A 14,524-nucleotide genomic window follows, 5' to 3' on the forward strand; every position below is an offset into this window, starting at 1 on the left:
ATCCTATAACCAACCCTTGATCTGCGTGCACACAGCCTGGGTGGAAATACCGTATCGATCATGCAACGTCGGCAGTGCGCCCGCATCGAGGAACGCGTCTGGCAGGGCGATTTGCCGGTACGTCGGCGTCACCCCGTTGCGCAACAGCACGGTGGCCACCGCTTCGCCCAACCCGCCGATGATGGAGTGGTTTTCCGCAGTCACCACCAGCCGCCCCGGCTTTCTGGCCTCGGCCAGAATGGTCTGCTCATCCAAAGGCTTGATGGTCGGCACATGCAGCACCGCGACATCCACGCCATCCGCCTGGAGTTCCTTGGCCGCTTCCAGGGCGCGCATCGTCATCAAGCCGGTGGAGATGATCAGTACGTCGTTGCCTGTACGAAGGGTTTTGGCTTTGCCGATCTCGAATTTATAACCATATTCGTCGAGTACCAGCGGTACGTTGCCGCGCAGCAAACGCATGTAGACCGGGCCTTGATGCGCAGCGATAGCAGGCACCGCCTGTTCGATTTCCAGGGCATCGCAAGGGTCGACGATCATCAGGTTCGGCATGGCGCGGAAGATCGCCAAATCATCGGTTGCCTGGTGGCTGGGGCCGTACCCGGTGGTCAGGCCTGGCAGGCCGCAGACAATTTTAACGTTGAGGTTTTCCTCGGCAATCGCCATGCAGATGAAGTCATAGGCGCGGCGCGAAGCAAACACCGCATAAGTCGTAGCGAAGGGCACGAAACCCTCCCGCGCCATGCCCGCTGCGGCGCTCATCAACAACTGTTCGGCCATGCCCATCTGGTAGAAACGATCCGGGTGTGCCTTGGCAAAGATGTGCAGGTCGGTGTATTTGGACAAGTCAGCCGATAAACCCACGATCTCCAGGCGCTGGTCCGCGAGTGCTGCCAATGCATGGCCAAAGGGCGCGGACCGAGTGGCCTGACCTTCAGCGGCAATCGAGGCAATCATCGCGGAGGTGGTCAGCTTTTTCTTCACGACCGCGGGCGCTTGAGCTGACGTGTTGTTTGCAGTGCTCATAGTGTTTTGCCTTCTTCGAGGTTGTTCAAGGCCACATCCCATTCGTGCTCATCCACCCGGATGAAGTGGGTTTTTTCGCGGGTTTCCAGGAACGGCACGCCTTTGCCCATCCTGGTATCGCAGATGATGACGCGCGGTTGTGCGGCGGGGTGGCTGCGGGCTGCGTCGAACGCTTGGACCAGAGCGTCCAGATCGTTACCGTCTACGCGCTGGGTGAACCAGCCAAAGGCTTGCCAGCGGTCAACGATGGGTTCAAACGCCAGCACCTCGCTGGAGTGACCGTCGGCTTGCTGATTGTTGACGTCGACGATGGCGATCAGGTTGTCGAGTTTCCAGTGCGACGCTGACATGACCGCTTCCCAGGTGGAGCCCTCATTCAACTCACCATCCGAGAGCAGGTTGTAAACGAAAGACGCGGATTGTTTGCGCTTCAAGCCCAGGCAGGCACCCACCGCAATGCCCAGTCCCTGGCCCAGCGAGCCACCGGTGATTTCCATGCCGGGTGTGTACGTGGCCATGCCGGACATGGGCAGGCGGCTGTCATCGGAGCCGTAGGTTTCAAGCTCGTCCAGTGGAATGATTTCAGCCTCGATCAGCGCGGCATACAACGCGATCGCGTAGTGACCGATAGAGAGGTAAAAGCGATCACGCTGCTCCCACTCAGGGTCTTCGGGCTTGTAGTTCAAGGCATGGAAGTACGACACGGCCAGCAAGTCTGCCGCGCCCAGCGCTTGACCGACATAGCCCTGGCCTTGGACTTGCCCCATGCGCAGGGCGTGACGACGGATATTATGGGCACGCTCGGTCAGCGGCTTGGATGAAACGTAGGAGGGCTGGGTAGTCATGGTAGAACTCCGGGTACTCAACGATTGACCAGGGCGGCGGGAATGCGCAGCACCAGCAAGGCACCGCCCAGCAGAACGCCGGTGATAAGGTACATGCCGATGGCGCTGGAGCCGGTCTGTGTGGTGATCCAGCCAATCAGGTAGGGCGAGCAGAAACCTGCAAGGTTGGCGAAGCTGTTGACTGCCGCGATGCCCGCGGCTGCAGACACACCGCCGAGCAAGGTGGTGGGCAGCATCCAGAACATTGAAGAAGCGGACAGGATGCCGGACGCCGCCAAGCACAGGCTCAGGATGGACAGGACAATGTTGCCTCCGAGCAGCGCGGCCAGGGTCAGTCCGATGGCACCGGCGATCATCGGCCCGATCAGATGCCAACGCCGTTCGCGATGTTTGTCGCCACTGCGTCCGACCAGCAGCATCGCCGCAATGGCGCAGAGATAAGGCAGGCTGGTCAGGAAACCGATATGCAGCGGATCGGAAACCCCGGCATTGCGCACCAGGGTGGGCAGCCAGAAGGTGATTGCGTACTGGCCCATCACCACGCAGAAATAGATACCCGCCAACAGCCACAGACGGCGGTCACGTATGAACTCCCCCACAGAGGCGTGGGTAACCTTCTTCTGGTCGTCTTCGGCCAGCTCGCGGCTGATCAGGGCTTTTTCGTCGTCATCCAGCCAGGTGGCCTGATGCACGCCATCCTTGAGGTAGCTCAGCACCAGCAGCCCGACAATCACCGTGGGAATGGCTTCGAGCACAAACATCCACTGCCAGCCAGCCCAGCCGTGAACACCGGCGAAGGCGTTCATGATCCAGCCGGAAAGCGGGCCACCGACCATGCCCGAGAGCGGAATGGCGATAAACCACAACACCGTCATGCGGGCACGCCGATAGGACGGGAACCAGTAGGTCAGGTACAGCAACAGGCCAGGGGCAAGGCCGGCTTCGGCGACGCCCAGCAGAAAGCGCAGGGCGTAGAACTGCCAGGCGGTTTCGACGAAGGCGAACAGGGCGGAGATGATGCCCCAGGTGATCATGATGCGGGCGATCCAGACGCGTGCACCGACCTTATGCAAAATGATGTTGCTGGGCACTTCGCAGAGGAAGTAGCCAATGAAGAACATGCCCGCGCCCAGCCCATAGACCGTTTCGCTGAGGGCCAGGTCGTTCATCATCTGCAGCTTGGCAAAGCCGACATTCACGCGGTCGAGGTAGGCGCACAGGTAGCACAGCATGAGGAAAGGCATCAGGCGCCACGCGGTTTTGCGGTAGGCGTTGGTGCGCACGGTCGAAACCGCTTCAAGCGACAGGGTTGTCATGATGGTCTGATCTCTTGTTTTTATTGACCGCCAGGCCACAAGGCCCGGCTGCATCGTCGATCCAGATCCGCACGGGCTGCAAGGCCCGCCAGGTGTACTCAGTGAATCAGCATGCCGCCGTTCACATCCAGGGTGATGCCGGTCAGGTACGAGGACAGGTCGCTGGCCAGGAACAGGGCCGCGTTGGCCACGTCCTGGGCTTCACCCAGGCGGCCCAACGGGATGCCGTCGATGATTGCGTGGCGCCGTTCGTCCTGCATCAGGCCGCCGGTGATATCGGTATGAATCAAACCCGGTGCAATAGAGTTGACGCGAATGTTGTCCGCGCCGAATTCCCGCGCCATGGCCTTGCCCAGCCCGAGCACACCGGCTTTCGCTGCGCTGTAGTGCGGGCCGCCGAAAATGCCACCGCCGCGCTGGGCCGATACGGATGACATGCACACGATGCTGCCGGCTGCCTGAGCGCGCATCACCGGAATGACCGCCTGCGACATCAACAGCGTGCCGCGCAGGCTCACATCCAGAACCTTGTCGTAGTCGCTTGGGCGTATATCCAGGGTCCTGATCGGCTGCGTGATTCCGGCATTGTTGATGAGTATGTCGATACGGCCGTATTGCGCGACAACCTTGGCGACGGCTGCTTTGACTTGTGTCTCGTCGGCGACGTTAGCCGCCAGGCCCAGATGGCCTTCACCGAGGGTGGCTGCGGCGTCACGGGCGGCGGATTCGTCGAGATCCAGGATCACAACGCGGGCGCCGTGTTTGGCGAAGGTGACAGCGGTTGCGCGGCCGATACCACGCTCGGATGCAGCGCCGGTGATAATCGCGACTTTGCCTTGAAGAAGCATGAGGGTTACCTCTGATTGTTTTTATGGTTCGATTCAGCGATCGATGGCTCAGAGTGGTCCCCGCGAGCAGGCCGAGCAATAACGCAAACGTCACTGCTACATGAATAAAATTCAGCACTCGTCAATCCAGAACGCAAATGCTTGAATGGCGCTGCCCGTTCAACACCAAAACAATAGGCTTAATACTGATGCGCCAGGACGATACCTCTTCATCCCATCTGCCACCGCTGAGAGCAATTCAAGCCTTCGAGCAGACCGCCCGTTTTGGCAACCTCGCCAGAGCGGCCGAAGTGCTGGACCTCACGCCTTCGGCGATCAGCCACCAATTGGCCAAACTGGAGGTCATGATTGGTCGTCAGTTGTTTGTACGGGCGGCGCGTGGGGTGACACTGACGCCAGTCGGCGAGCAGTATTTGAAGGACATTTCAGGATTGTTGCAAAGCCTGGAGGTCGCTACCGAGCGGGCAGCGAGTGACGTCAGCCTGGATTGCCTGCGACTGCATTCCTCCCCCAGCTTTGGCTTGCTCTGGCTGATGCCCCGGTTGGAGTCATTTCGCATGACCAACCCGGACATCCAGATCAATTTGTCATGCTCATACGAGTCGCTGCATTTCAGCCAGGACAAGATTGATGTGGATATTCGTCATGGCCGGCCTAACTGGCCCAGCTACGAAGTGCGCACCGTGCGCAACGAAAGCTTCGCGGTGCTGGCCTCGCCCAAGCTGATCGCGCGCTGTGGGGTAAAAAACGCGGCTGATCTTCTGGCTCAAGAGTTGATACTTTCCGAGGCGACCTTGCTCAGATGGCCTGAATGGTTCGCTCAGCACGGCCTGGCGCGCCCCGAAAAGCCCTACGCCTTGAGTTTTGACCGATCCTACATGAGCCTGGAAGCGGCGAGCCACGGCTTAGGCTACGCCCTTGAAAGCACGCTGCTGGCGCAGAAGTACCTAGCCAGCGGTTCGCTGATCGAAGTGGCCCCCGAAATCTTGAGTTCCTCGGTAGCCGCCCATCATTTGGTGTTCCCGAAAGCGCACTCGAGTTTTCCCAGAGTCAGGCGATTTCTGGAATGGATGGAGGGAGAGCTCGGGCATAGTTTCGTATTTTAGCCAAAGAGTTTCAACGCGACCATTTGACAAACGTTTGGGCTAAATTGTAGCTCCGGGGCCAACTCCTCTTCACCACTGGCAGTTGCGGGGCGCCAGCAGTCGGATAATGAAGCGGTGACGTAGAGGGATTCGATGTTGCTGGTATTTCTCGAGACTGAACCTGCGTAACTGATGTCTTCAGTTTGACAAATATATCCAAATGGCTAGGACCATAACCCAGTAGATTGCCTCGGAATTTCTCATTTTTTGTTCTTAAATCACCTAAAAAACAAGTCAAGAATTGAATCTTCTTCTGCTTTCTTAAGGAAAAATCCTTATATTTCAATTGGTAGAACGCTAAATGCGAGACTCGCTTCCGCTCCAATCTCCTGATTTTTTCGCTATCGTTAATCTGTGGTCACTCGCGCAGCGTTTTGCCGCAGCTGATCTAAATAGTCAGCCCATTGTTGAGCCGCTTCCCGGCGTTGTACCAGCAGTTGCGCGCGCGCATACACAGCCCCGAGCGCGCCTGGCATCCGGTGGGATAACGACAGCTCGAGCACGATTGGATCTATACCTAAGTGTTCATGGGCAATGGTCCGGTAGGTGGCGCGAAAGCCGTGGGATGTGATGTCGTACTCCGGCCAGATACGCTGAAAGGACTTGAGCATGGAGGTCGGGTTTATGGGACGTCCCGGATAGACCGGCGAGACGAACACCCAGCCTTTGCCTTCTTCATCCACCACGCGGGTTTTATATAGCTCGCGTAACAGAACCAAGGCTTGCTCAGGCAACGGCACGATGTGTTTGCTCTTGTCTAGATGTTTGGTCTTGCTCACCACATAACGCCAATCGGCGCCCACCAAGTCGACATCTTCCCAGCGCATCTGCACCAGTTCGCCTGGGCGGACCGGCAACATGACCAGCAGGCGCATTGCGACGGCAACGCTGCCGTCGTTGCAGTCATCCAGACGCAGAAGAAATCTGCCCAGGTCCGCTGGCCTTTCGATCGCTGGGTTGCTGGTCACGACATGGCGGATCTTCAACTCTTCAATGTTGCTAAGCGCCACATTGCGTTCCACCCATCCGCGCCCCTCGGCAAAGCCCAGGACTGCACGGATGATGGTACGCACGCGCCGGGCCATGGCCATGGTGCGCTGGCGGCGCAACTCCGTAATGATTGTAGTGATGTGCTCCAGTTTGATCTCGCTGACCGGTTTTTTACCGATTGCGGGCAAGATGTGGTTGTTCAGCGCTCCGTTAAACCCCGAGATGGATTTGGTCACAAGTTCGGCAGACTTGAACGCCAACCATTGCTTGGCTACGTATTCGAAGGTGCGCACTTCGTTGAGCAGGTGTGCTTCGATCTTGGCGGTCTTGGCCTTGAGAGGTGCGGTTTGGTTAGCCACGTCGCGGCGTGCGCCGCGGGCAATGTCGCGCGCCTCCTTGAGACCAATGTCGGGGTAAGCACCGATGGAGAATCGGTTTTCCTTACCATGCAGTCGATACTTCAATCGCCAAACCTTGGAAGGGGATTTGCCGACCTTGCTCGACGCCCTGACCTCCAAGTAGAGGCCAGGGACTTCGCCATCGGCGTGTTTGCCGGGTTCGGTCAGGGAGCGGATTAAGGCATCGCTGAGTTTTCGTTTGAAAACGACCGTATTATCTGGGGGCATCGGTGGGGGCATCCTTTTCAAGGAACCGAAATTTGCCCCCAATTATGCCCCCATGAGTCGTGGAATCCATTGGATTTAGACAGACGGCAATGGACTGAAATTAACAATAAGTCCTTGTTATAAAACAGTTTTATAGACCTCACTAGAACTCCATTACAAGCTATCGGGGTCCCCAAAAAACATCTGAATCCGCGACCTCAACCACCGCTCCCCCGGATCATTGTCCTGCGACCCACGCCACGCCATGTGCAATTCGAACGTGCGCACCGGCAATGGCGGTTCTTCTGCACGCAAGCCTCCCGCGGCCGTCAGTGCTTCGGCCGCGTAGTCCGGCACGATGGCAACAATGTCGGTGCCTGCCAGCAACGTCCCCAGGCCGTTGAACTGCGGTACTGCGAGCACCACATGGCGCTTGCGGTCGAGCTTTTCCAACTCTTCATCGATAAACCCGCTCAAGTCGCCGGCGAACGACACCAGGGCGTGGGGGCGGGCGCAGAAGTCGTCGAGGCTCAGGGCGCCCGGCACGCTGTCGGCGCGCAGCAGTTTCGGCAGGCTGCGGCGCAGTACTTTGCGCTTGGCGTTGGCCGGCAGGTCGGCGGTGTAGCTGACGCCGATGGAAATTTCGCCGGAGGCGAGCAGGCCGGGCATCAGGATGTAGTTGACGCGGCGCACTACCAGTACGATGCCGGGCGCTTCGGCGCGCAGGCGTTTGAGCAGTTGGGGCAGCAGGGCGAATTCGACGTCGTCGGACAGGCCGATGCGGAACACCGCGGTGCTGGTGGCCGGGTCGAACTCGGCGGCGCGGCTGACGGCGGTGGAAATCGAGTCCAGGGCCGGGGAGAGCAGGGCGAAGATTTCCACGGCGCGGGCCGAGGGTTCCATGCTGCGCCCGGTGCGTACGAACAACGGGTCATCGAACAGCCCGCGCAAGCGCGATAACGCTGCGCTGATGGCCGGCTGGCCAAGGAACAATTTCTCGGCAGCGCGGGTCACACTGCGCTCATGCATCAAGGTTTCGAATACGATCAAGAGGTTAAGGTCGACACGACGCAGGTCGTTACGGTTCATCTTGTGTCCTGGAAGAGTCAGCTTTACTTGACGAGAGCGGCCATATAAGAGCCCTGAAGGTCCATTCAGACGCGTGACCGGTATGAATCTTACGGGGAAAGGCTGGTACTCTGCACCGGCTAATTGAGTTTTCCTACGATACTTGAGGTCTATTCCTCAGATGCGGAATCAATGACAGACATGTCGACTATTAACGGCGACCGGTGGTCTTAGCCGGAAAGCCCAGATAGAGTTCATGGCAATAGAGGTTACTTTGACGAGGTTTGCGATGTCCCGCACGATCCGTTTTCACAAGTTTGGTCCGGCCGAGGTGCTCAAGTGCGAAGAGCATGCAGCCGCGCAGCCCGCACCGGGCGAAGTGCAGGTCCGTGTCGAGGCGATTGGCATCAGCTGGTATGACATTTTGTGGCGCCAGAACCTGGCGTCTTCCCACGCACGCCTTCCATCCGGCCTTGGCCATGAGATGGCCGGGGTGGTCGTAGCCTTGGGCGAGGGCGTGGATGACTTGGCAGTGGGCGATAAAGTGGCCAGTTTTCCGGCCGAGAGCCCCAATGATTACCCGGTGTATGGCGAGCAGATCGTCCTGCCCCGTTCGGCCCTGACCCGCTATCCGGACGTCCTGAGCCCCATCGAAGCCAGCGTGCACTACACGCCGCTGCTGATCGCCTACTTTGCGTATGTGGACCTGGCACGGGTCAAGCCCGGGCAGTTTGCCCTGGTGACTGACGCCAGCCACTGTGCCGGCCCTTCGTTTGTGCAACTGGGCAAGGCCCTGGGTGTGCGGGTGATTGCCGCCACCAAGGACAGCGCTGAGCGCGAGTACCTGCTTTCTCTGGGCGCAGAAAAAGTCATTGTCACCGAGGAACAGGACCTGCTGATGCAAATCAACAAGTTCACCGACAACCGCGGTGTCGACGTGGTGTTCGATGGCTTGGGTGGCCCGCAGATGTCGTTGCTCGGTGATGTGCTGGCGCCCCGTGGCAGCCTGGTGCTGTATGGCTTGCAGGGCGGTAACCAGACACCGTTCCCGGCGTGCGCGGCGTTCCAGAAGAACATTCAGTTCTTCGTGCACTGTATCGGCAACTTCACCGGCAAGCCGGAGCTGGGCATCATCCAGGATCAGGTGGCGTTGCAGCGTGCGTTGCGTGACATCAACCAACTGACCGCCGATCGTGTGCTCGTGCCCCTGAAAACCACGGTGTTTCCGTTCAATCAGTTTGTCGAAGCCCACCGTTACATGGATGAATGCCCGTGCCGCGAGCGGGTTGCGTTGCAGGTTGCGGCTGTTTGAGCTGTAGGAGTATTCGTAAATGAGTACTCCGACGCCTGAGTGAATGGGGCAAATGCGCCATTTGACAGGGCTTAACCCGCCCGCCCCAGAAGCTGCCGACCTGGTACTTTCAGCCCACAAATCCGGCCCTCTCTCCCTGACGCCGCCCTGAATCCCAGTGCGGCGTCGTTGCATGTGCACCTTTTACGCGACATCGGTTGTTCATCTGAACTGGTTTTCGGCCCGCTTCTGTATCTATTAATCATTATTCCAACACTGATAATTGCGCCTTCACTTTCATCTCAAGGACTGAGCAATGATTGAATCCATGACTCGGCTGCTGATAGTTGCTCGAACTATCGACGCGGCCCACAGGTGTACTCAGCAAGACAGGTACTTTCATAAAGCGTACCGGCCATGCAAATGGAAAAGTTGTTTGAGCCTATTGTCGGACACTTCTTTAAAAGGCTGGTTAAAAACGCGTAGGACCTTGTCGGAAGCCTCCTAAGGCTAACCTTTTAGAAATTTTTACCAATATTTTCATTAGGTTATGCGCTTGTACGGGTAAAAAATGCTTCCCGGCAATCCCTGTCGTTTTGTTGCGTGGTGCTAGTGTCTAATCATCGGCGCACAATGCGAGGCGCGATTTTCCTACACGCAAAATAGGTCAAGCAAACACTGTCAGCAGTTGCTTGAAACTGATATTTCAACTCGGGTAGTAGAACTATGAGCACTATTCACGAACAGGCTATGAATCATGTTTACCAGCAAGTTCTGCAACGTCTGATCGGGCACTTCAATCGCGCGGGACGTACCGCTCTCCAGTTACTGGTCCAGCGAATCATTGTCGCGGCAGGCGGGATGGAGCAGGTGGGGGATTTCAAGGTACTGGTGGCCCACGGTGGCGGTGAAGTCAGCAGCTATACCCTGGCGCTGCTCCGAGCGGCTCAACTGACCATTGCCGGTCGCGCGCCACGTACCTTTCAACTGAGGGTCGCGACGCTACGGCACGCGGGCATGACCGAGGGGCAGCTCGATACCCTGAATCGCGGCTACGGCCGGCTGTTTCTCCACGATGACCCGCGTGTCGAGTTGTTGATGGTGGAAAACCAGGAGGTACAACCCTTCAATCACCAGCGTCCGGTCTCAGCGATCGGGCGAAAGATCAGCCAGCGCAATATGTTGATGGTGGGCCATGTGAGTGCCGGGGACTGCCGCGCCACCCTGTGCAACGACACTTACCTGGCCGTCGGTGATTTTTACCAGCGTGTCACCACGTGCAATGGCGGCGTCCATGCGCTGGTCAGTGGTGACTCCCCGCGTAGGCAGAGTCAGTTTCTCGCCTGGCTCAAGAAAACCGCCCAGGGCGCAGGCGTCCATGTTCCCAAGGGCCATCCGCTGTCGCTCAACGCGTTGTTCGCCCACATGGACGAGTGGAGCACCGGTTATTTCCAGGATGTGTTCGGTGAGCATTACGTGGCCAGTGATAACCCCAGCACGGCGGGGCATCGTCACTTGGCCTACATCGGCATCGCCGACCTGCTGGAAGATGTCGACATCGCGTCGACCTCCCTGCTGACCGAGTTCATGGCCTACGCTCCCGATCCACTGGGCTTTCACTTCAGCCATCCGGCCTATTCCAATCCGTTGCTGATGGCTCATCTACGTGGGTTGCAGGCCGAATGCCTGCGTGCGCTGGATTATGAGGAAGGCGTCGAAGGTTTTGTCCAGCAGGCCGCCGCGTACATGCGCCGTCTGCGCATGCCCGACGACTTGCTCGTTCAGGCCGGGACCCGCGAAGGGCGCATGCTCTGGAGTACCTACGCCCAGGAGTTCTTCGGCTTGGATGAGACCCAACTGACCTGCCTGCTGTTTTCACCCTTTGTTCATCACGGAGAGCGACTGGAAGGTTATCTGCGCCAATGTCACCCAGGCATGCTGGTGGCGTTGCCTGAGTTGCACAAAGTCCTCCAGGGCAACGGTTCCGCCGAAATGCTGCAGCAGTGGGTAACGGACACCAGCGGTTTGCCGATGCCCTTGTTGCAGCACCTGTACCGCAAACGGCCGCTGGCCAGAGAAAACGGCATGTGTCGCGCCGCTGCGGCCCAGGGCGCCGCGCAGGCCGTGCCATTGTTCGGGCGATGACGCTGCGCGGCGAGCGTCAGGCGGATTTCGCGTATCAGGCGGTCTATCGCTACATGATCAGCCTGATCAACGAGGTCAGTACCGACACCCGGGTAAAACTGCCGTCGTTACGGCAGTTGGCCGGACGCCTGAACGTGTCCATTTCGACGATCCAGTACGCCTATGCGCTGCTGGAGAAGGAGGGCAGGGTGTATTCGGTGGCCAAATCCGGCTATTACGCCTGGCCGATGTCGGCAAACCCGCTGGCGTGGGCCGGCGGGGGCCTGCTTGATCGCCTCTACGCGGCGGCCCGGCGCCCCGGCATGCTGGTACTCAGTGGTGACGAGCCGGCATTGCTGGGCTCCCTGGATGAAACACTGCTGCGGCTCGAGCGGGAACTGGTGCGCCAGTACCCGTCGCATTTGCAGCCCTGGTCCCAGCCCTGCGGTGTATGGGAATTACGCGCAGCCCTGGCCGCGCGCTATACCTCGTCGCCCACGCGCTGCTGGCATGCCGACGACGTGTACATCGGCGCCGACCTGCGCGGCGTGTTGGACATCCTGATCGAAGTGCTGGGCCTGCGGGGCACCACCGTGATTGTCGAGTCGCCCTGCGACTGGTTGATCCTGCGCCTGTTGCAGGACGCCGGGGTGCGCATCATCGAGTTGCCCTGGACGCTGGAGGGCCGCCTGGATCGAACTGTGCTGGGGAAGCTGTTGCGTGATGAGCCTGTGCATCTGGTGTTGCTCTCGTCTTCCGTCAGCCTGCCCAGCGGGGTGGCCATGTCAATCGACGAGCGTCTCGACGTGGCACACCTGCTGGAGCAGTCCGGTTGTTGGTTGCTTGAAAACGACACCTTTGGCGAGCTGGGTTTTGAAGCCCCCCACACCGCATTGCGTGAACGGGTGAACCCTGAGCGGCTGATCGTGTTTTCTTCGTTCGAGAAAGTGCTCGGCTCGGAAGCCCCCTACGGCTACCTGCTGTGCCGGCGCATGAGCAATGAGTTGCAGCGTCAGTTCCTGCTGCGCTCATTCCGTTTATCGTCGATCCGTCAGCGCGCGATTGCCCGTTTGTACCAAAGCGGGCGGATTGACCAGCACCTGCACACGCTGCGCCAGCGCTTGAGCGAGCAGGCGGCGCACATGAGCCAGCGCCTGGAACAGCACTTGGGCGACCAGGTGACTTATCGGATGCCGGCCGCCGGTGCCGCGTTCTGGCTGGCCTCCACCCGTGCCGTAGACATGCGCCAGGCATTTCAGCGCCTGCTGGCACGGCAAGTGGTGATCGCCCCCGGGGAGCTGTTCAGTGTCAGTGGCTTGCACCAGCAGCACCTGCGCGTGAGTCACACCTTCCACGGGCAGCCCAATCTGGATATTGCCCTGGAAGCATTGAGCGACGCGTTGCGCCAGGCGCAGACTGGGTGAAATTTCTCTTAACGATGTAGGATCGATACCATCGCGCAGCAGTCCAACTCTCAGTAAACTGGCATTTTTTCCGAATCCTTCTATCCGAGGTTTATGCATGACAATCAGTCCTTTTGCGGGCAAGCCGGCGCCGGCCCAGTTGCTGGTGGATATCCCGCGACTGGTCACGGCCTATTACACCGGCCAGCCTGATGCAGCGATCTCTACCCAGCGCGTAGCCTTTGGTACCTCCGGGCACCGTGGCAGCTCGTTCGAACTGAGCTTCAACGAATGGCATGTGCTTGCCATCAGCCAGGCCATCTGCCTGTATCGCGAAGCCCAAGGCATCAACGGCCCGCTGTTCGTTGGCCTGGATACCCATGCACTGTCGACCCCGGCCGGTGCAAGCGCGCTGGAAGTGTTGGCCGCCAATGGTGTGCACGTGATGCTCGCCGAAGGCGATGAATACACGCCAACCCCGGCAATTTCCCACGCCATCATCTGCTACAACCGTGGCCGTACCAGCGGCCTGGCCGACGGCATCGTTATCACGCCGTCCCACAACCCGCCGCAAAGTGGTGGCTACAAGTACAACCCGCCCAACGGCGGCCCGGCCGATACCCACGTCACCAAGTGGATCGAAGCCAAGGCCAACGAGCTGCTGGCCAATAAACTGGCGGGGGTCAAGCGCATCACCCATGCGCAGGCGCTCAAGGCCGACACCACCCATCGCCATGACTACCTCAACAGCTACGTGGCCGACCTGATCAACGTGATCGACATGGACGCCATCCGCAGCGCCGGCCTGCGCCTGGGCGTGGACCCGCTGGGCGGAGCAGGGGTGCGCTACTGGTCGGCGATTGCCGAGCACTATCGACTGAACCTGGAGGTGGTGAACACTGAAGTCGACGCCACGTTCCGCTTCATGAGCGTCGACTGGGACGGCCAGATCCGCATGGACCCGTCCTCCAGCTACGCCATGCAAGGCCTGATCGGTCTCAAGGAACGCTTCGACGTGGCCTTCGCCTGCGACCCGGACCACGACCGTCATGGCATCGTGACCCCGTCCGGCGGCCTGTTGGCGCCGAACAACTACCTGGCGGTGTCCATCGACTACCTGTTCCAGAACCGTCCAGACTGGCGCGCCGATGCGGCCGTGGGCAAGACCGTGGTCAGCAGCGGCCTGATCGATCGCGTGGCCGCGCGCATCGGTCGTCGTCTCTATGAAGTGCCTGTGGGCTTCAAGTGGTTTGCCGATGGCCTGTTCGAGGGTTCATTGGGCTTTGGCGGCGAAGAAAGCGCCGGGGCGTCGTTCCTGCGCAAGGATGGCACGGTGTGGAGCACCGACAAGGACGGCCTGATCCCGGCCTTGCTGGCGGCGGAAATGACCTCGCGCAAAGGCCAGGACCCGAGCCAGATCTACCGTGGTCTCACCGATGCCTTGGGGGAGCCGTTCGCCATTCGTGTCGACGCCAAGGCCACCCCGGCGCAAAAAGCCTTGCTGGGCAAGCTGTCGCCGCAACAGGTGACTTCCACCGAGCTTGCGGGCGAAAGCATCCAGCAGATCCTCAGCCATGCGCCAGGCAATAACCAGGCGATCGGCGGGTTGAAGGTGATGACCGAAAACGGCTGGTTCGCCGCGCGGCCGTCGGGTACCGAGGACATCTACAAGATCTACGCCGAGAGCTTCATTGGCGAGGACCACCTCAAGCAGCTGGTGGAAGAGGCGCAGGTGCTGGTAGACGGCGCTATCTCGGAATAACCCCAATATGGGAGGGGGCAAGCCTTAATGCCAGTCAGTTAAGGCTTTTTGTAGGAGCGAGCTTGCTCGCGAAAAACTCACAGGCGCCGCGTTCATTCAGG

General features: G+C 59.4%; 11 protein-coding genes. 5 read left to right on the top strand and 6 right to left on the bottom strand.

Annotated elements, in window-relative coordinates:
* Positions 1-3: 3 nt before the first annotated feature.
* The 4 genes from PspCFBP13509_RS08940 to PspCFBP13509_RS08955 form a co-directional block, all read right to left on the bottom strand.
* Positions 4-1,026, bottom strand: coding sequence for a transketolase family protein (locus tag PspCFBP13509_RS08940; RefSeq protein ID WP_137211904.1), 1,023 nt, complete (start codon positions 1,024-1,026; stop codon positions 4-6).
* A complete protein-coding gene (locus PspCFBP13509_RS08945; RefSeq protein ID WP_137211905.1) occupies positions 1,023-1,871 on the bottom strand; it encodes a transketolase in 849 nt (282 codons plus the stop codon). Before PspCFBP13509_RS08945 ends, PspCFBP13509_RS08940 begins: the two co-directional genes overlap by 4 nt.
* Before the next feature lie 17 nt (positions 1,872-1,888).
* Positions 1,889-3,187 carry an MFS transporter gene (locus PspCFBP13509_RS08950; RefSeq protein ID WP_137211906.1) on the bottom strand — a complete coding sequence of 433 codons (1,299 nt, stop codon included), beginning with the start codon at positions 3,185-3,187 and terminating at the stop codon, positions 1,889-1,891.
* Positions 3,188-3,285: 98 nt separating this feature from the next.
* Complete coding sequence (locus tag PspCFBP13509_RS08955; protein ID WP_137211907.1) at positions 3,286-4,035, bottom strand: SDR family NAD(P)-dependent oxidoreductase; 750 nt, start codon at positions 4,033-4,035, stop codon at positions 3,286-3,288.
* Between the two features lie 188 nt (positions 4,036-4,223).
* On the opposite strand from PspCFBP13509_RS08955, the gene PspCFBP13509_RS08960 reads away from it, so the two are divergent.
* Positions 4,224-5,141 (top strand): LysR substrate-binding domain-containing protein, encoded by a 918-nt coding sequence (locus tag PspCFBP13509_RS08960; protein WP_137211970.1) that lies wholly within the window; start codon positions 4,224-4,226, stop codon positions 5,139-5,141.
* A 386-nt stretch (positions 5,142-5,527) separates the two neighbouring features.
* Here PspCFBP13509_RS08960 and PspCFBP13509_RS08965 read toward each other — a convergent pair whose 3' ends face one another.
* Complete coding sequence (locus PspCFBP13509_RS08965) at positions 5,528-6,796, bottom strand: tyrosine-type recombinase/integrase (protein WP_137211908.1); 1,269 nt, start codon at positions 6,794-6,796, stop codon at positions 5,528-5,530.
* A gap of 153 nt (positions 6,797-6,949) precedes the next feature.
* On the bottom strand, positions 6,950-7,864 hold the full coding sequence (locus PspCFBP13509_RS08970; RefSeq protein WP_137211909.1) for a LysR substrate-binding domain-containing protein: 915 nt from the start codon (positions 7,862-7,864) through the stop codon (positions 6,950-6,952).
* Positions 7,865-8,132: 268 nt separating this feature from the next.
* Here PspCFBP13509_RS08970 and PspCFBP13509_RS08975 point away from each other — a divergent pair, with 268 nt between their 5' ends.
* The 4 genes from PspCFBP13509_RS08975 (at position 8,133) to pgm (ending at position 14,423) form a co-directional block, all read left to right on the top strand.
* Positions 8,133-9,155 (top strand): zinc-dependent alcohol dehydrogenase family protein, encoded by a 1,023-nt coding sequence (locus PspCFBP13509_RS08975; protein ID WP_027605764.1) that lies wholly within the window; start codon positions 8,133-8,135, stop codon positions 9,153-9,155.
* A gap of 705 nt (positions 9,156-9,860) precedes the next feature.
* The gene (locus tag PspCFBP13509_RS08980; RefSeq protein WP_137211910.1) at positions 9,861-11,279 is read left to right on the top strand and encodes a hypothetical protein; all 1,419 of its coding nucleotides are present in this window, start codon (positions 9,861-9,863) and stop codon (positions 11,277-11,279) included.
* The gene (locus PspCFBP13509_RS08985; RefSeq protein ID WP_065927599.1) at positions 11,276-12,682 is read left to right on the top strand and encodes an aminotransferase-like domain-containing protein; all 1,407 of its coding nucleotides are present in this window, start codon (positions 11,276-11,278) and stop codon (positions 12,680-12,682) included. Before PspCFBP13509_RS08980 ends, PspCFBP13509_RS08985 begins: the two co-directional genes overlap by 4 nt.
* A 97-nt stretch (positions 12,683-12,779) precedes the next feature.
* Positions 12,780-14,423: a phosphoglucomutase (alpha-D-glucose-1,6-bisphosphate-dependent) gene (pgm, locus tag PspCFBP13509_RS08990; protein WP_065927598.1), complete on the top strand. Its 1,644-nt coding sequence runs from the start codon at positions 12,780-12,782 to the stop codon at positions 14,421-14,423.
* The last annotated feature ends 101 nt before the right edge of the window (positions 14,424-14,524 follow it).

Origin of the sequence: Pseudomonas sp. CFBP13509 (assembly GCF_005233485.1) — a bacterium.
Classification (GTDB): domain Bacteria; phylum Pseudomonadota; class Gammaproteobacteria; order Pseudomonadales; family Pseudomonadaceae; genus Aquipseudomonas; species Aquipseudomonas marginalis.

What these genes read in the sequence shown, in the direction of transcription:
- PspCFBP13509_RS08940 (WP_137211904.1), bottom strand. Translation starts at nt 1,026, where the DNA reads ATGAGCACTGCAAACAACACGTCAGCTCAAGCGCCCGCGGTCGTGAAG.
- pgm (WP_065927598.1), top strand. Translation starts at nt 12,780, where the DNA reads ATGACAATCAGTCCTTTTGCGGGCAAGCCGGCGCCGGCCCAGTTGCTG.
- PspCFBP13509_RS08975 (WP_027605764.1), top strand. Translation starts at nt 8,133, where the DNA reads ATGTCCCGCACGATCCGTTTTCACAAGTTTGGTCCGGCCGAGGTGCTC.
- PspCFBP13509_RS08965 (WP_137211908.1), bottom strand. Translation starts at nt 6,796, where the DNA reads ATGCCCCCAGATAATACGGTCGTTTTCAAACGAAAACTCAGCGATGCC.
- PspCFBP13509_RS08950 (WP_137211906.1), bottom strand. Translation starts at nt 3,187, where the DNA reads ATGACAACCCTGTCGCTTGAAGCGGTTTCGACCGTGCGCACCAACGCC.
- PspCFBP13509_RS08970 (WP_137211909.1), bottom strand. Translation starts at nt 7,864, where the DNA reads ATGAACCGTAACGACCTGCGTCGTGTCGACCTTAACCTCTTGATCGTA.
- PspCFBP13509_RS08955 (WP_137211907.1), bottom strand. Translation starts at nt 4,035, where the DNA reads ATGCTTCTTCAAGGCAAAGTCGCGATTATCACCGGCGCTGCATCCGAG.
- PspCFBP13509_RS08985 (WP_065927599.1), top strand. Translation starts at nt 11,276, where the DNA reads ATGACGCTGCGCGGCGAGCGTCAGGCGGATTTCGCGTATCAGGCGGTC.
- PspCFBP13509_RS08960 (WP_137211970.1), top strand. Translation starts at nt 4,224, where the DNA reads ATGCGCCAGGACGATACCTCTTCATCCCATCTGCCACCGCTGAGAGCA.
- PspCFBP13509_RS08980 (WP_137211910.1), top strand. Translation starts at nt 9,861, where the DNA reads ATGAGCACTATTCACGAACAGGCTATGAATCATGTTTACCAGCAAGTT.
- PspCFBP13509_RS08945 (WP_137211905.1), bottom strand. Translation starts at nt 1,871, where the DNA reads ATGACTACCCAGCCCTCCTACGTTTCATCCAAGCCGCTGACCGAGCGT.